We start from the raw sequence: 17,141 nt of genomic DNA, 5'->3' as shown, positions 1-17,141 counted from the left end.
GGTTAACTGCGAGTTAAACACTCTCTCCTGAGGTAATTTGATACCCCATATCAACCACTTTTTCTTCTTGCGCTTCACCTTTCAGACGCCCGATCAAAAGCTCTGCGCTCTTTTCACCGATTTTGAAACGCGGCGTATCGACACTAGTCAGTTTCGGGCTGATGGTTTGACCGATATCCAGCGCGTTATAGCCCACAACCGCCAACTGCTGCGGAACTTGAATGCCACGTTGTTGCGCGCTCAGCATGGTCCCTATCGCGATGTCATCGTTGGTACAGAATACGCCATCAAGCGTTGGGTGAGTTTCTAGCGCGCGTTCAAGCAAATCATGCGCTAAAGAGAAGCTAGAGTGGTCACCCGTTAATACGTGCTTAGGTTCTAGGCCTGCTTCCGTCATCGCGCGATCATAACCTTGCATACGCAGCTTGGTTCGCGTATCCAAACGCGCCCCAAAATAAACGATTGTACGCTTACCTGAATCTAGCATCTGCTTAACCGCCGTGTACGAGGCATCTTCATGATCTAGCCCAACCGCCATATCAATCGGCTTTGGTGGTAGTTCCATGGTTTCCACTACAGGGATCCCTGCATTTTTTATCATTTGCAATGTACGCGGCGTGTGATGGCTTTCAGTGAGAATAAGTCCATCGACCTGATAAGAGAGTAATGATGCGATCTTGCGTTCTTCTTCAAGCTCATCGTAGCTAAAATGCGCTAAAAGCGTCTCATAGCCATTGGCTTTGGTCACCATCTCTATGCCCTGAACAAAGGAAGCAAAAATTTGGTTGGACAATGAGGGCAGTAAAATACCAATGGCTTTACTGGACGACTTTGACAACATAGCGGGGGCGCGGTTTTCGATGTATCCCATCTCTTCAATCGCAGTCGCAATCTTGGCCCGAGTCTTTTCTGCCACCGATTCAGGGTTACGCATATAACGTGAAACCGTCATCTTCGTGACACCAACTTGGTCTGCGACATCCTGCAATGTCGTGCGAGTTTTCTTATTCTGTTGAGCCATAAATATGTGATTTATCAGTAATGTTACAAGTAACATTATGACGAATAGACTCTCTGCCGACAAGCTCAGTGAAAATAATTCGCAAAATCATGACGTTATTATTGTATTAGCCACCAAATTGCGTTTCATACATTGTGAGTCAAAGCCGAATAAATAAATGACATTTATATCAAAGTTCTTATAAAATGCCGTACCTAAAAGAATAAGACATTAGGCACAGTGCAGTTAGGCTCTAGCGAAACCCAGATTTACTATCACTTGCTTGATCTGGACGACTCCCAAAAGCAGCAATACCTCCAAGCATTGCAACAAAGTCAACCTGAGCTGTATCAACAACTCGTTCCTCTTTTAGCCCACGAGACACCTGAAGAACAACTAACGCAGTTACTTTACTTTGGTGCTCACCAGGCTACGAACCGAGACGTCGATCTAAGCGGAGAAGTCATCAGTAAGTATCGCCTAACTCATGAGTTGGGTCGCGGTGGCATGGGTGTCGTTTACGCCGCCCTACGTGCAGATGAAACGTTCGAACAAGATCTAGCTATCAAGTTTATTCAAAGCAATTTGAGTAATGTGCTGGGACAACGTGCACTCTTCGATGAGGCACAACTGCTCGCGCGTCTAAACCATCCGTACATAGCGAAAGTGTTTGATGGCGGTCTTCATCAAGATTCAGTTTACATCGTGATGGAGCGGGTATTTGGTCAAACCTTAGATGAATACCTGTCAGAAAATAAGCTGGAAAAGACGGAAAAACTGCTGCTGTTTAAGCAGATTTGTCAGGCGATGGAGCACGCCCACCAGCATCATGTTTTGCATGCCGATCTAAAACCAGAAAATATACTGATCGATCGTAGCAAACGACCCAAACTGCTCGACTTCAACTTGACTCAAAAAGCGCACTCCACCCGAGAGGGAGCACCCTCGGCACTGATTGCGTTTAGCCAAAATTTTGCCAGCCCTGAGCAGCAGGCAGGACAAGTACTGACAGAACAAAGCGATGTTTATTCATTGGGCAAAATCCTCGCTTTGATGTTTCCGTCACCAGCGGTTTGGTCTGATGTGTATTGGGTGATAAGACGGGCGACGCGTCCAGCCACACAAGTGCGATACCCAGATGTGCGAGCGCTACGCATTGATATCGAGCGAATTATCGAACGTCGCCCTATCGAGCAGAAAAAACACTGGCCTTTGTATAGCGCCTTTCGCTTGGTGCAACGGCGCCCTCTTGCTTCTGCATTGTCAGGCATCATCGTGCTATCAGGTGTGCTATTTGGCAGCGCCATGATGCAAAAGAATATCCAACTGCAACAAGAAAAGAAGATTGCAGAAGATATGATGTACGAAATGACTCGCCTTATCTTCCACGCGAAGGGGCAGAATGTCGAACACCTCTCGGTGAGCTCCATGATGGAGTTAACACGAAGGCGGATACTCTCTAATCCAGATATCCCCAAACATATAAAACAAAAAATGTTGTTGGCGATGATGACACCGGTGCCAAAGAAGCACCTAACTACTCCAATGAGTTGTCAGCCAAATTGTGCGTCTGAGGACAGCACCAACCAATAAGGCTTAAAACAAGATGTATACACGTTCAGTGGTATTTTGGCTGTCTGCATTGACGGCTACCTCCACGTTAGCAGCAGACACTTCTGCTGCCACTTCACACCCGCCCACTTCAACCTTGAAGCAAGGCTACTTTATCGATGCGCCAGTGACTGGCTTGTATTACAAAACCAGTTCCAATATCACTGGCGTCACTCAGCAAGGGGCATTTCACTACCAACCTGGTGATGTGATTAGTTTCTTCCTTGGCAACGATGATAAAGGTTATCTGCTGACAACCTTATCGAGCCAAGAAGTGCTTACACCGACGATGGCAACAACCAAACCCAGTCGTAGCATCAATATGACGCGCCTGCTGCTCTCTCTCGACAGCACGCCTGAGAATCGTAAGGAAATTGTCTTAGCCAACCGCGTATTATCTGATGCTCGCTTTCAAAACCAGCTCAAGGGCCTTGACCTCAATTATCTGGATGACGCCAAACGTCACCTCAATCTCGACTGGGTGTCTGTCGATGAGGCAATTGAGCACTTAAACGAAAGCCAGCTGTACATTGAGAAAAACTTTGCCTCTGATGAGATCATCTTCGAACCTCGCGGCATGACGTTCAAAAACATCGTGATCAAAAAGAAAGATTGGCAAGGCCGCGCTTGTGCTTACGATTTACGTTATCAACATCATCCTAAATATCGCCCTCCGTTTGGTGAAACTCGATTCACCATCACCAAAGATTCATTGATTGAACATCCAAGCGTTGGCGACCATTTTCAAGGCTGTTTCCTCTCGATGAAGCGCCCTATCACGGAAGACATTGTCGAGCCGATAAGCAAATTTGCGGATTGGTTTAATATCGTCGGTTGCTCAATCACTGGATGCACCCGCAACGATTTGAATGGCTTCTCTCTCGAAGACTTTGATGATGAAGGCGACTGGAAATACCGCTCCGTTGCACTCAACTTTGATCCAAGCACTGAGCTACTGATGGAAAAAGTACAAGGCCTTGGGCGTAAAAAAAACATCCACCACCACAATCGTACAGAAATGCTGTGGTTTACCTACCCCAACACGAACGAACACGACATCGACTACCTCGGGGTATGGCAGCAGACCCAATACCACCAGCAGTCCATGACACAATCGTGCCTATTGATGCGCCACCAACAAGTCATGCGACTGCCGCACAATGCAGACACCTGTCCAACCGACGCAAGCCTATACACACAAGATGTCACCCAAGAGTATGCGGACATGTGGTGGGTCAACAATGACGAACCCAAAGCCGAGCTTGCGCAAATGAATGTCATGGTACGTTGGTCAACGACCCCTGCCGAAATCAATTACACCACTTGGGAATATCTGCCCGCTGGCGCAACTTGGGAACAAGGCATTTTATATCGCTATCAACAAGATGTTCTCCGCAACCGAGACGGCTCTGATCGCATTGAAACCCACACCATTTCTGAATTTGTCAAAGTGAGCGAGGATGTATAACCATGGCAACAGCAGTAGCACTGACACAAATCATTCAACAATGGCAATCTGGTGATAAACAAGCCGAGAGTGAGCTTTACCAATTTGCGTATTTGCAGTTACGTAAGATCGCCCAACACGAGCGTGAACGAAACGCGGAAAAGTACGGCACCGACAACAAGGTATTGGCCGATAGCGTCAACAGCACCACGGCATTAATTCATGATGCTTACCTGAAGATGTCCAACTGCGACATGAGTGAAATTGAAACAAAACGTGATTTCTTTTTGATGGCCGCCAAAGTGATGCGTCAAATCTTGATCGATAACGCACGCTCGCACCAAGCACAAAAGCGTCAACACATCACATTGATGAGAGATGAAGAAGATCGCTTCGAACAATTGATCATCATGGATAAAGCGCTGGATAACTTCAGTAGCCGTTACCCACGCCAATCAAGTGCACTCAAACTCAAGTATTTAATGGGAATGAAAAACCAAGAAATCAGTGAACTGCTCGAGTGCAGCGCAAGCTTAATAGAGAAAGACCTAAAATTCTCTCGCAGCTGGTTGCAATCACGAATGGCGCACGCGTAATGAGAAGCAAAAAATTTTGGATAATCGGCGCAATCTGCGTTGGTTTGCTCGGCGTATACTGCATGTCAGACGAATCCAGCTTGGCATCAGCGGCGGACTCATCAGACAGCACGAGCCAATCAACCACGCGAACACATCGTCAATATGAGCGCACATCTTTAGTTGAAGTAAAGCAAGCGTTGACAGGTTCTGCGTTGGAGAACGCCCACACAAAAGACGGTGATGACGCCTTCAATTCTGCCATTTTAGGACAACCAGGGCCAATTACGAACCCATTTCATACTACAGAAGACGGCTCTTTTTACGACTCGTCATTGGGTTATGAAGACAGCCGCTCAAAAGAGGACCCATCAGAGAACAATAAACCCATCATCAACCTCATGGTGGAACAACAGCTACAAACCATTATTTATGCTTGGGAGCTCAACCAAAACTCTCCGATTAGCTATTCGCTCAATCTTAACCAACTGTTTGAAGACCCGGATGGTGATCTCCTCACCACTCGGATTTGGCTCGAAAACGCCAATGGATTAAGGGTGCTAAACCAAGGACAAATGATGGTGCTAGGTGCACCAGAGAACATTAAAACCACCACATACCTGGCGGTAGCGGCGCGTGATGATTACCACGGCGACAGCGACCATGCGTGGGTCACAACACGTTTTGAGTTGCCTGTTGTCACTCCAGGTCACAATGACACGGAACACCCGTTAATTGGCGACATTGTCTATCGCTTGGAGACGACGCAAAATCTTGGCGGTACCGCGTACGCGTATGAAGTGGTGTATTGCGAAGCGTTTCAGTTTGAGGATGACGAGGTACGTTATGCCGCCTCAAGCGACAAACACCAGTGTCCTGAAGAGGGAGATTTAAAAAAGGTGGGTGAGTACAAAATCAGTGATGACTCGTTGATTGTTTATGTCCACGGCGTACGCCAAATTTGGACCACCAAAAAGGTATACGCATCTCAGGTTCATAAAGAGACTCAGAACTATTTCACCACCGTGTTTGATGGCAAACAATTCGAAAGCTACACCATGCAAAAAAACAAGCAATCGATGGAAAAACGCATCAATGTCCACACTGGTGAGTACGAATATCAAGGAACGTTGTTTGACTACCTCTTTCCCATTTCAGGAGGGGGTTACATAAACGGGACTGCTAGCAACTACATATTTGATAGAAGTGTTCAGGGTAACGAACCAGTGCACAAGCTGGACTCTGATCTCAATATGAAATCAAATCAACATGACCTATTTTGTCATGATTATTTATTTTACTGGTACAGCTCTATCGTAGCGGGGCGAGGAGAGTTTGCCGATATTATCTCTAGCTCAATGGATTTTGACGGCATAACTCCAATACATTGTGCTGAATGGCCAGATGATTACTGGCAACGAACATTTATGTTTTACAACCTTGAATACACAGATTACGACATATTCATTCCAGGCGAAGTCTACAGTTATGTGCTTAAACCTCACCCTCAATTTGCTGATCGCGTTGAGGAATTTAAGATCAACATGATTTATCACGCCCCTGTCCTTAGCGACACCCAATAAACCTTTCTTTACAGGTGGTTATTTTGACAAAACAATCACCCCCAAAATAAAACTGGAACCGTGATCAAATTATCAATTTTCCATCATAGACAAAAAATAGAAATAAATTTTACGGGTTTTGTGCGGTTTTTCGTGTCTTGAACCTAGGCTCAATAGTCATTAAAAAGACACCACTCTCTTCAATCTCACTAGTGAGATTGAAAGATAAAAACAATAAAAAAGCGACTTTCTCATTCGGAAACGAAACAAGGACAAATGAATAATGAATAAGGTGAGTTTATTAGCAGCGTCAGTGGCTATCGCTCTTACTGGCTGTGGCGGTTCAGATGGTGGTTCAAACAGTGCTAACAACGGTGTTGTAATCACAGGCTTTGACGGCTACTTCAAACATGCAGTTGTTTTTGAAGATACGAACAACAACGGCCAATGGGACACTCAAGAAACATTCCTTGGTCTGACCGATGAGAAAGGTCAGCTTAAATTGGATGCAAAACCAGAAAAAACTCTAGCACTGCAGACCATTACACCAAACGGTGCAAAGCAGAAACAGCTTATCGCTTTGGATGCTAAAGAGTACGCTGGCAAATACACGGTTGATATGGATCATCCAGGCCAAGCCATGGCCCACGAAATCGTGTTCCGTGCACCAACATCGTCAAACGTGATTTCACCTATCACAGACCTTGTTGCGATTGAAATGGCAAAAGATCCATCCATTAGTGAAGAAGACGCAAAAGCCAAGGTAAACCAAGCGCTAGGAGGCTCAGAAGAAGCACCAATTGATCTGTACAGTGATTTTGTTGAAGGTGCGACAAAAAACGCCGAACTACATAAAACCGCTCAGATTCTGACCGACTCAAAAGCGCAAAACCCAGCTAACTACGAGAAAAAGGCCACTGAATTTGCTCAAGCGGCAAACCAAGAAGTCGATCGTCTTATCGCATCCGGCGAAAACATCAATGATGCAAGCCTACGCCCAATCATCACTGACGCGACCCCAAATAGCGACAACTTAGCACCTGAAACGGCAATCAATAACAAGCTAACCGTAAACGAAACCATCGAAGAATCGGCTGAAGATAAGCTTGGTCAGTTACCCAAAGTCGTACAAGGCGCAGGCTTTGATGGCGTTGAACTAAACATTGAAGGTCTTTTCACAGACAAAGACCAAAACCTTGTGACAACCAAACTGACGCACAACTTAGCAGGCACAGGCATTGAAGTTGCGCAAACTGGAAATCTGATTGTTCTATATCCGACTGCTATCGTAGAAAAAGCTGGTGATTTTGAGATAGTCCTAACGGCGCAAGACATTGATTCTTCAGGTAAGGTTTTGGGTACGGTAAGCACCGTATTTAAGTTCGAAATCGAATCGGCAAACTTACCACCAACGGTTGTGGAAACAGAACAAGCGCGTCTACAGTCCATCGTTGATGGTTGGTACCTACAACAAGGTGAAGTATTTGAACAAACGCTCGATATTTCTAGCTTGTTCCAAGATAAAGACGGTCATATCACCGACTACTCAGCGGACTATGTGGACATTGAAGGTCTAACAGTATCTGAGGATGACAATGCGATTGTCACCATTAAAGGCACACCGACAAAAGCGAGCGAAGCTGGTGCAGCACTTGCGATTAGCGCAACAGATGGCCATACCGCGGTACAGATTGCGCTCAGCATGCCAACGGTTATCGAAGGCGTCACGCCACCACCAGTAGTGCCGACTTTGGGCTTCACTCACGAGCACTTCAACGGTCAAGAGTGGAAAATGGGTAGCTTTGCACAAAAAGACGGTGAAATTGGCTATGCCATGTTGATGCAAGACTCTGAAGGCCTACTATTCTGCTGGGGCTCAAACCATGATGAGATGAATCAAGAGTACAAAGCGAGCATCAGCGACTTCCTAGAAAACACATGGGAACACGATGCCTACGCTATTCTTGCCGATCTGGACCAACAAACTGGTTACGCGGAATACCACAGTAAAGACTGTGAAGACGTCGAGCTGAAAGACGGCAAGCTATACAACAGCTACGGCGAAGAGTATGAAATGCTGTACCAACACACAACCGAGCATAACGGCACTCAGATGATCGTTAAAATCTCAGATGATGAGCTGTTCTGGATGGATTCAAGCAATACACCATTCGCAGAATCACTTTCGGTTGCAGAACACATCAAACACGGCACGGTAGAGCATGACTTGATGGTAGAAAGTAAAGGCTCGGGCGACGACAAAGTCCTGAAATACTCGTCAGGTACGTACGAGTACAACGCTGATACTTACAACTACACGTCGTTCATGCCAACAGGATTCCAAACTCCAGGTAATTGGGAAATCCAGAATGATGAAGGCCGTGAGCTGCTGATTCTAAAAGAAACAGGCTCAGAGTCAGATTACAAAACTCGTCATCGTTACATCAACCGTGATTTTGGTGACTTCTACATCGGTATTCGTTGGAGTAAAGAGCAAAACGGTCATGAATCCGCGCCGGAATATGGTCTGTACTCTCACAACAAAGAAGCCATGACAAGCATCGCGAGTTCACTCCCGATTTTGGAGCCTGGCGATGATGACTAAAGCAACCATCGTTAACCCTTGCTGTGATAGCGTGCATTTGCGTAGAAGACGCAGAACGCTTTGGGAACGCTTGGTCGGCATCAAAGAAGTGTATATCTGCTCCAACTGTCACAAAGAAACGCCACTCAAATAGCGATAATATTTGAGACCGCAAAAAAGCCCCGAACTCGGGGCTTTCTTCTATCTTTTGACCGCAATATTTGAGTCGTTATTTCACGCACACTACGTTCAATAATGAGGTTCCGGTGAGCTGGTTTGGCTCACGATCTGCGAACAAACCTTTCTTATCTTTGCCCCAATACGGCAGTTGCAGTGGCCATTGATTTTTTTCCATCACACCAGACGCCCTCAACACTTTGAATTCTGCAGGGCTGGCTAAGCTCATACCCAGTTGCTGACATACTTTTTGCGAGTTTTCGTAGTTGAGACGATTCCACGGCTTGCCGTATTCCATGTAAAACTGATTGTGGTGGTCGAGTAAGTACGGTACCACGTACGTTTTGCCTTGTAAGGAGGTTCTCAACCGAACTTCAATGTCATCATTCCCGCTCACAACTGGCTTCGCTTTGGTCTTAGCAACAGGCTTGGACGAAGAATTATCACGTGTATTTTTTACCTTGGTCTTTGACTTCTCTGCCGGCGCTGTAAAGGCGTCGGTATCAGCTCGCACGGCAGGAACTGGCGCGGATTTCGGGGTCACCGTCGGTGTTGGCTTAACCGAAGATGCGGCTGATTTCGACGGCACAGCGGGTTTAGATGGTGTCGTAGACTGTTTATTCTCTTTTCCAACCACGCGGATGAACGCCTCTTTGTAATTCGACAAGGTTTTGACTCCTCGCAAATCCCCCCTCGCATCAGACAGATCTTTGTAAGGCCCAATCAAACAGCGATAACCTTTGGACTCCGGCTTCATCCACACGTCAGTCGTAATCTTGCTGTAAAGCGGCTTTGCTTTCGCGAGTGACATTGGCTTTGGTAGTAATCCGCATTGAATCCAGTAGAGGTAGTTGCCTCCTTGCGGCACTTTCTTTCCCCATACTCCGTTACCAATTGGGCACGTTTTCTCAAGCATCGGCAGTTCTTTCTCGCTGGCTTGAGTAGCTTGGCAAAGGAACTCCTCCGCCGATACTGGGCTAGAAAACTGGGCGCATACCAGCAACAAGCCGAAAGCTAGGCTTGCTTGGAAGATACGAGATGGGTGTTGTGCCTTCTTCATTTCCATACACTTCACTCTAAATTAGTGGGTAAGGTCATTATGGCGGCAAAGCGCCAAAAAAATGTGAACAAAGAATAACTAGCAAAAAAAGAGCCGGAATTTGCATCCGGCTCTCAGTTTAGGAAGGAATTAAGCGAATTTACAACGCTTGGCGGGAAAATTCTTAACCTTTGTACAGTTTCGGGTTGAATACATCTCGTAACCAGTCACCCAATAAGTTGATAACCAGAACCAGTGTAACCAACACGATGCCTGGGAAGGCAGTAATCCACCACGCACCTGAGAAGATGTAGTTAAAGCCGATGCTGATCAGCGCACCTAGTGACGGCTGATCAACAGGAAGACCCAAACCTAGGAATGACAGTGCCGCTTCCGACATGATCGCATTCGCTACCTGTACCGTCGAGATAACCAAGATTGGTGATAGACAGTTTGGCAGGATGTGACGGAACATGATGCGTGGCGCTTTAAAGCCCATCACTCGTGCCGCTTCTACGTATTCCTTCTTCTTCTCAGCCAGTACTGAAGCACGAATGGTACGTGCGTATTGCGGCCATTCAGCCACACCGATGATCACCACCAGCATCACCACCGCATATTGGCTGTAAAAATCGCTGCCAAAGCTGGCTTTGAAAATGGCCGATACGATGATCGCCACCATCATGGTTGAGAACGATAGTTGAACATCCGCAAAGCGCATCAAGAAGCTATCGATACGACCACCGAAGTAACCCGCCGACAAACCAATGATGATACCCAGAATCAACTGAAGACCGACGGCTAAAAAGCCGATCGTCAAAGACAGACGAGAACCATAAAGAATGGTCGATAAAATATCACGGCCTTGCTCATCAGTACCAAGAACAAAACGCTCATCGCCCTCTTCCATCCAAGACGGTGGTAGCTCTGAATCCATGATGTCGATAGACGTCAGATCATACGGGTCAGTCGGAGCTAGAATTGGCGCAGCTAATGCCAACACTAAGAACATCATAAAGACCGTAAAACTTGCCATCGCCACTTTGTCGCGCTTGAAGTAATACAAAAAGTCCGACTCTTTAAAACGCTGCCATGCAGATGGAGCGGCTTCAGGAGCTGGTGTTACATTTGATTGGCTCATGATTAAGCTCCTTTTCCAGTTAAGTTCACAGTTGGGTTGATAATTCCGTACAGCAAATCAACGATGGTATTGGTTACCACGAAAATCAGACCAACAAAGATAACGTAAGCTGTGATCAACGGTGTATCTACACGGTTGATTGCCTCTAGGAAAAGAAAGCCTGTACCCGGCCACTGGAATACGGTTTCGGTTAGGATGGTGTAAGCCACCATGGTACCAATCTGCACGCCACCTACCGTCAGTACTGGCAGCATGGTGTTCTTAAGTGCATGTTGGTAGTAAATCTTTTGTAAGTTCAAACCTTTTGCTTTGGCGAACTTAATGTATTCCGAGCTCAGTACTTCCAGCATTTCTGAACGTACCAGACGGATGAACAACGGCAGCATGATAGACGCTAGCGCAATACACGGCAGGATAAGGTGCTTAATACCATCGATGGTAAAGAAGCCAGATTCCCAACCGAGCACGTTAGCGGTTTCACCTCGCCCGTAGGAAGGCAGCCAGCCGAGTTCGATGGAGAAGACGTACATCAGCATGATTGCGGTTAGGAACACCGGAATCGAGATGCCGACACTACTCATCGCCATAACAAATTTGGTAAAGACACTCTTCGGGTGAATCGCGGAATACACCCCGAGTGGTATAGAGAAAACGATAATGATGAGCGTCGCGCCAAACACGAGCTCTAATGTTGCCACCAGCTTATCGAGGATCACCTCAACCGCAGGTCGCTTGAAAAAGTATGATGTACCCAAATCACCTTGCAGTGCATTACCCACAAAGCGCGTGTACTTTGTGATAAAGGGATCGTTCAGGCCCAATTCGTCGCGTAGCGCTTGGCGCTCCGATTCCGAAACCGACTGACCTACAAGCTCACGCAGCGGATCACCCAGGTTGTCCTGAATGGCAAACGCCACCAAACTGATCACAAACATCACTATCAGTGCCTGAAACAGGCGCTTGACCAGAAACGAAAACATTCCTTGCCCCTTAACTATCCATAGATCTCTAAACTTAGAGAGAAAATTCAGTCTGTAAAACTGGCTCAATCCGACTGAAATAAAAACGAGCCAAGTGTCGAAAACAGAGAAGGACTGGCGCCCCTCTCTATCATGACTAAGTATGATTACTCGACAACTAGGTCGCCAAAGTAAGGCATTACCATTGGGTTCACGATGTCTGCGGCTTTCACGTTAGACTTCGCGCCCCACGCTTCACTTTGCCAGTGTAGCGGTACGAATGCGGCATCGTTGTATAGCGTCGCTTCGACACCTTTCAGCATTGCTGCACGTTTCGCAGGGTCCGTCTCTACGTTTGCAGCTTCAACCACTTTGTCCATTTCTGGGTTTGAGTAGTGACCACAGTTGTACTGACCACGACCGGTTTCTTCGTTACGAGTCATAGTTAGGAACTCGTTGAAGTTTGCCGAGTCCTCTGTATCCGAGTGCCAACCGATCATCAGCATGTCTGCCGCACACTTATCAAACTCAGGCCAGTATTGCGCTTTTGGCATAGTTTTCAGATCAACCTTGATGCCAATCTTAGACAACATTGCCGCTGCCGCTTGCGCTACTTTCGCATCGTTTACGTAGCGGTTGTTTGGCGCAATCATAGTTAGCGTCAGGCCGTTCTCGTAACCCGCTTCTTTCATCAGTTGTTTTGCTTTCTTCAGATCGTAGCGAGGTACTAGCTTGTCATCGTGACCAACGTAGCCAGTTGGACTCTGCTGACCAGCTGCCGTTGCGAAGCCTTTCATGATTTTCTTCACGATGCCTTCGTTATTGATTGCGTGAACAATCGCTTGGCGAACGCGAACGTCTTTCAGTGCTTCGTTGCTATTTTGGTTTAGTTGGAACGTGATGATACGAGTACCAGGTAGCGTTACTAGGTCGATGCCGTCTGCGTCTTTCACACGTTTGTGATCGTTTGGTGCTACCGGGTGAATCATGTCAACGCCGCCAGAAAGTAGCGCAGCTACACGAGTCGCATCTTCTTTGATTGGAACAAGCGTTAGCTTATCAACGTTACCTTTCGACTCTTTGTCCCAGTAATCTTTAAAGCGTTCAAATTCCACTTTTACGCCCTGCTCACGTGATGTCACGATGAACGGACCCGTGCCAGAAACGTTAGTCGATGCGAATGAGTTACCGTGCTTCACTAGTTCAGACTTGTCTTTGCCGTCTGCGGTTTTACCCGTATAGAACTTGCTATCCATAGGGAAAATGTACGTTGCAGTTTGCAGCACTAGTGGGTAAGGACCTTTGGTTACAAGATCGAACGTGTTGTCGTCCACTTTGACGATTTTCTCGTACGGGTCGAAAATGTTTTTAAAATCAGGAGAACTTTGTAGACGCTCAAACGTCCATACAACGTCGTCAGCCGTTAGGGTATTACCAGAGTGGAACTTCACACCTTCACGCAGTTTGAAACGAACGGTAGTGTCGTTAATGCGCTCCCAGCTCTCTGCTAGACGAGGTTCGAAATCCATTTTTTGAGTAAAGCGAACTAACGGATCAAATACCATGTGTGACATTTGCAGTGTGCCACCTGATAGCTGCTCATGTGGGTCAAGCGATACTGGGTCAGCTGCGTAGCCAACTTTGATATCTGCTGCCAGTGCATTAAAGCTTAGGCCCGCCGCCATTAGCGCCACTGCTAATTTGCTTTTCATGGTTTTCATTTGCATAACTCCTTCATGCGGGGATACGGATCCCTTGTTGTTGTGTTTGCGTCTTTGTTATGACTAAAGGTTAGCCAAGCGAGGTGCTTGGTTTATGCCGTCTCGATCTCTTCTCGCAAGCCTGTAAATTCAGGCATCAGAGAAATCAATTTTTTGCTGTATTCGTGTTGAGGTGCCGTGAATAACTGTTCTGTTGGTGCCACTTCTAACAGTGTACCCATTTGCATCACACCTACTCGGTCACACATCTGGCGAATAACAGGTAAATCGTGGCTGATAAACAACATAGTCAAGTTCAGCTCACTTTGCAGATCTTTCAGCAAGTTTAGAATTTGTGCCTGTACCGATACGTCCAGTGCCGATGTCGGTTCATCACAAATCAAAAGTCGAGGACGAGTCGCCAACGCACGCGCAATAGAAATACGCTGACGCTGACCACCGGAGAATTCATGAGGGTACTTAAGCCCAGCCATGCGACCCAAACCAACATGATCGAGAAGGTCATTCACGATTTGGCGAGTTTCCGACTCGTTTTTCGTCAGTTTATGAAAACGGATTGGCTCAGCAATAATATCGAATACCTTCATACGAGGGTTCATTGAGGTATACGGGTTTTGGAACACCATCTGCATTTGACGACGCATTGGGCGGCGTTCTTTCTCAGAGGTTAAAGCTGTCAGGTCAATACCCTCAAACTTCACCTGACCAGAGTTAGGTTGGTATAAACCAGCAATGACTCGCGCAATGGTTGATTTTCCAGAGCCAGACTCACCCACCAAACCAAAGGTTTCGCCTTCATGCACTTCAAAGCTCACATTATTGGATGCCTGCACGTATTCGCGACGGCTTTCAAATAAAGAGTCTTTGGTGACAAAACGTAGATTAACGTTCTTCACGTCTAAAAGCGGGCCTGTGTACTCGCGCTCATCCTGACTTTGTCCTAGCCAGTGATTCTTGATGTCGAGTGGCTCCATTTCTGCCGCTTCTTCGATGTAGCTTACCAAAGGGAAGCGATCGAGCTTTCTGTCTGAACGTGGAACGGCTGAAATTAGGCTGCGAGTGTAGGAGTGATCAGGATCGCCCAACACTTTGGCTGTTGGTCCAAACTCCACCAAGTCACCACGATACATTACCGCGACGCGGTCAGTGACGTTGGAGACCACACCCATATCGTGAGTAACCAGCATACAACCGACATTATTCTTGATACACAATTCTCGGATCAAGTTGAGGATTTGGTCTTGGATTGATACGTCCAGTGCCGTGGTTGGCTCATCGGCGATGATCAGATCTGGCTCACCTGCCAAAGCAATCGCAATGACGACACGCTGACGCATACCACCAGAGAATTGGTGTGGGTATTGTTTTAAGCGGTTTTCTGGCTGCGGGATGCCAACTTGCTGCATTAGAGAAAGCGCACGCTGATACGCCTCTTCATCAGAGACTTTCATGTTGGCGTGGATCGTCTCTTTCAGCTGCTGCTCAACCGTAAAAAGTGGGTTAAGTGAGGTCATTGGATCTTGGAAAATAAAACCAATCTTCGATCCGCGAACCTTACGCATCGCTTCTGGTGATAAACCAGAAATTTTTTCTCCATCCAAGAAAACATCGCCGCTAGCAACGCGACCTGGAGGGCTAAGCAAATCAATAACGGCGTTACCAACGGTGGATTTACCCGCACCTGATTCGCCAACAACACCCACGATTTCACCACGTTCAATATGAAAAGAAAGTGACTTCACGGCAGCGTGAACGCCGTGTCGGGATGGGTATTCAATACGAAGGTTTTTCACTTCTAATAGTGACATTTCAGACCTCTACTGCCTTGTCTGTGGTATCGAATCGCGCCAAAGGCACCATTCATCACCTGAATGAATCCGTTCAAATTCAGAATAATACTCTGAAATCTTAATGCGGAAACAATTTGGCAAAAATCACACAAAAAAGCAACAATTAAAGTATATTCCGCCGAGAAAACATTAAATAAACGCATAATGAGCGAATAAAAATGCATTAACAAGTATTTAACCATTTTCATATCACACTATTTTTGTGCGCCATGCACCAATAAAACTAGAAAAATGCTCTAAAAATAAGCACGAGCCAACCAGGACCATTAACCATACTATTCATGTGCAATTATTAACATTTAACAAACAATATCGTATGCGAAAAGCAATTTTTCAACATAAAAAACTATTAATAAAATAGTCGGCAAATATAAAAAGCCAAACTTAGAAAGAGAAAGGATAGGCTAAAACGTGAACACAACAGCAAAACCACACAAATCCTCTGTCGACGACGATTATGCGCCGCTTAAGCGGTTTGTTGACTAAACAAAAGAAAGTGCGGTTACCATCAATCTCCCATTGTAGGTGAAACACGTCGGTTTTAACCCTTTACGGAACAATTCAGAGTGGGATAATAGATAATCAATGTTAGAGCCAAGCTGTAAATGAAAGGAGCCCCTGTGCTTAAAGCGATTTTTTTTGATATGGACGAGACTTTATGTGCGACGTCACAAGCCGATAAAGTTGCAGGACAAAAGTTTACGACTTGGATTCATAAGACCTACCCGCAAGTTACCGAACCACAAGCTTTTTTACAGCGCTACTTACAGGGTGTGTACAAGAAGCTGAATGCGGAATTCCCTCACCTTGTGGCTTTGCTACCTGATGAAAACGCGTTCCGTTGTGGCCTGATCCAAAACATATTGGCGGAGCACGGAGTCAGCATTAATGCCGAAGAGGCTCAACAAGCTCAAGACTACTTTGACTCTGCACGTATGGGCGCGTTCACTTTCTTCCCTGGTGTAAAAGAAATGCTCAGCGACCTTCGTCAGCATTATAAACTCGTCGTGATCACTAACGGCCCGATTTTTTCTCAACACCCTAAACTCAGCGCGACACAGATGAGCGACTGGGTGGACCATATTATTGTGGGGGGGGAAGAGCCTGAAGAGAAGCCCGCTGCGAGCATTTTCCAAAAAGCGCTCGACTTGGTCGAAGTAAAACCAGAAGAAGCCCTACACATTGGCGACTCTTTACCAGCAGATATAGCAGGCGCTAACAATATGGGTATTTTGAGTGTGTGGGTGAATGCGACAGGTGCGAGTAACTCAACAGATATAACGCCCAATTTTGAAATCCAAGAAACGGTAGAACTGAGAGAAATCCTTAAAACACTCGCCCAATAAAAGTAGCGGATTAGAAAAACACAAAACCCCAGACGTCGTTCTGGGGTTTATTTTGTCAGCTCGAAAAGCATTGGGATCATAGGTGGTCAAAAGCCCCTAGAGCTGTACACTTTTGGTGAAATTGAAATC

The 17,141-nt window shown here is 46.3% G+C and carries 13 protein-coding genes; 7 read left to right on the top strand and 6 right to left on the bottom strand.

Annotated elements, in window-relative coordinates:
* Window positions 1-13: 13 nt before the first annotated feature.
* A complete protein-coding gene (locus B7360_RS09055) occupies window positions 14-1,021 on the bottom strand; it encodes a LacI family DNA-binding transcriptional regulator (protein WP_085343412.1) in 1,008 nt (335 codons plus the stop codon).
* Between the two features lie 219 nt (window positions 1,022-1,240).
* On the opposite strand from B7360_RS09055, the gene B7360_RS09050 reads away from it, so the two are divergent.
* The 6 genes from B7360_RS09050 to B7360_RS24985 all read left to right on the top strand — a co-directional run bounded on the left by B7360_RS09050 (window position 1,241) and on the right by B7360_RS24985 (window position 8,933).
* Window positions 1,241-2,593 (top strand): serine/threonine-protein kinase, encoded by a 1,353-nt coding sequence (locus B7360_RS09050; RefSeq protein WP_085343348.1) that lies wholly within the window; start codon window positions 1,241-1,243, stop codon window positions 2,591-2,593.
* A 13-nt stretch (window positions 2,594-2,606) separates the two neighbouring features.
* Complete coding sequence (locus B7360_RS09045) at window positions 2,607-4,079, top strand: chromosome partitioning protein ParA (RefSeq protein WP_085343347.1); 1,473 nt, start codon at window positions 2,607-2,609, stop codon at window positions 4,077-4,079.
* Window positions 4,080-4,081: 2 nt separating this feature from the next.
* Window positions 4,082-4,654: a sigma-70 family RNA polymerase sigma factor gene (locus B7360_RS09040; protein ID WP_005394366.1), complete on the top strand. Its 573-nt coding sequence runs from the start codon at window positions 4,082-4,084 to the stop codon at window positions 4,652-4,654.
* Window positions 4,654-6,216 (top strand): hypothetical protein, encoded by a 1,563-nt coding sequence (locus B7360_RS09035; RefSeq protein ID WP_085343346.1) that lies wholly within the window; start codon window positions 4,654-4,656, stop codon window positions 6,214-6,216. The genes B7360_RS09040 and B7360_RS09035 overlap by 1 nt, the downstream gene beginning before the upstream one ends.
* Window positions 6,217-6,478: 262 nt before the next feature.
* Window positions 6,479-8,800: an acid phosphatase gene (locus B7360_RS09030; protein ID WP_085343345.1), complete on the top strand. Its 2,322-nt coding sequence runs from the start codon at window positions 6,479-6,481 to the stop codon at window positions 8,798-8,800.
* Entirely contained in the window at window positions 8,790-8,933 is a 144-nt protein-coding gene (locus B7360_RS24985; RefSeq protein ID WP_012841245.1) for a hypothetical protein, read from the top strand. The genes B7360_RS09030 and B7360_RS24985 overlap by 11 nt, the downstream gene beginning before the upstream one ends.
* Window positions 8,934-9,008: 75 nt before the next feature.
* Here B7360_RS24985 and B7360_RS09025 read toward each other — a convergent pair whose 3' ends face one another.
* From B7360_RS09025 to B7360_RS09005, 5 genes are all read right to left on the bottom strand, one after another.
* Window positions 9,009-10,022, bottom strand: coding sequence for an SPOR domain-containing protein (locus tag B7360_RS09025; protein ID WP_085343344.1), 1,014 nt, complete (start codon window positions 10,020-10,022; stop codon window positions 9,009-9,011).
* A gap of 157 nt (window positions 10,023-10,179) precedes the next feature.
* Window positions 10,180-11,136: an ABC transporter permease gene (locus B7360_RS09020; RefSeq protein ID WP_005394358.1), complete on the bottom strand. Its 957-nt coding sequence runs from the start codon at window positions 11,134-11,136 to the stop codon at window positions 10,180-10,182.
* Window positions 11,137-11,138: 2 nt separating this feature from the next.
* Window positions 11,139-12,116, bottom strand: a complete 978-nt coding sequence (locus B7360_RS09015) for an ABC transporter permease (protein ID WP_031780394.1) — start codon at window positions 12,114-12,116, stop codon at window positions 11,139-11,141.
* Between the two features lie 146 nt (window positions 12,117-12,262).
* The gene (locus tag B7360_RS09010) at window positions 12,263-13,816 is read right to left on the bottom strand and encodes an ABC transporter substrate-binding protein (protein ID WP_005394355.1); all 1,554 of its coding nucleotides are present in this window, start codon (window positions 13,814-13,816) and stop codon (window positions 12,263-12,265) included.
* A 92-nt stretch (window positions 13,817-13,908) separates the two neighbouring features.
* Window positions 13,909-15,624: an ABC transporter ATP-binding protein gene (locus tag B7360_RS09005; protein WP_005379108.1), complete on the bottom strand. Its 1,716-nt coding sequence runs from the start codon at window positions 15,622-15,624 to the stop codon at window positions 13,909-13,911.
* A gap of 662 nt (window positions 15,625-16,286) precedes the next feature.
* Here B7360_RS09005 and B7360_RS08995 point away from each other — a divergent pair.
* On the top strand, window positions 16,287-17,012 hold the full coding sequence (locus tag B7360_RS08995) for an HAD family hydrolase (protein WP_005394354.1): 726 nt from the start codon (window positions 16,287-16,289) through the stop codon (window positions 17,010-17,012).
* Window positions 17,013-17,141: the final 129 nt, after the last annotated feature.

Source organism: Vibrio sp. ArtGut-C1, from assembly GCF_002105475.1.
Classification (GTDB): domain Bacteria; phylum Pseudomonadota; class Gammaproteobacteria; order Enterobacterales; family Vibrionaceae; genus Vibrio; species Vibrio diabolicus.
This window is presented reverse-complemented; position numbering and strand designations above follow the sequence as displayed.

Coding starts and splice junctions, on each gene's coding strand:
- B7360_RS09055 (WP_085343412.1), bottom strand. CDS start 1,021: ATGGCTCAACAGAATAAGAAAACTCGCACGACATTGCAGGATGTCGCA.
- B7360_RS09045 (WP_085343347.1), top strand. CDS start 2,607: ATGTATACACGTTCAGTGGTATTTTGGCTGTCTGCATTGACGGCTACC.
- B7360_RS09040 (WP_005394366.1), top strand. CDS start 4,082: ATGGCAACAGCAGTAGCACTGACACAAATCATTCAACAATGGCAATCT.
- B7360_RS09035 (WP_085343346.1), top strand. CDS start 4,654: ATGAGAAGCAAAAAATTTTGGATAATCGGCGCAATCTGCGTTGGTTTG.
- B7360_RS09030 (WP_085343345.1), top strand. CDS start 6,479: ATGAATAAGGTGAGTTTATTAGCAGCGTCAGTGGCTATCGCTCTTACT.
- B7360_RS24985 (WP_012841245.1), top strand. CDS start 8,790: ATGATGACTAAAGCAACCATCGTTAACCCTTGCTGTGATAGCGTGCAT.
- B7360_RS09025 (WP_085343344.1), bottom strand. CDS start 10,022: ATGGAAATGAAGAAGGCACAACACCCATCTCGTATCTTCCAAGCAAGC.
- B7360_RS09020 (WP_005394358.1), bottom strand. CDS start 11,136: ATGAGCCAATCAAATGTAACACCAGCTCCTGAAGCCGCTCCATCTGCA.
- B7360_RS09015 (WP_031780394.1), bottom strand. CDS start 12,116: ATGTTTTCGTTTCTGGTCAAGCGCCTGTTTCAGGCACTGATAGTGATG.
- B7360_RS09010 (WP_005394355.1), bottom strand. CDS start 13,816: ATGAAAACCATGAAAAGCAAATTAGCAGTGGCGCTAATGGCGGCGGGC.
- B7360_RS09005 (WP_005379108.1), bottom strand. CDS start 15,624: ATGTCACTATTAGAAGTGAAAAACCTTCGTATTGAATACCCATCCCGA.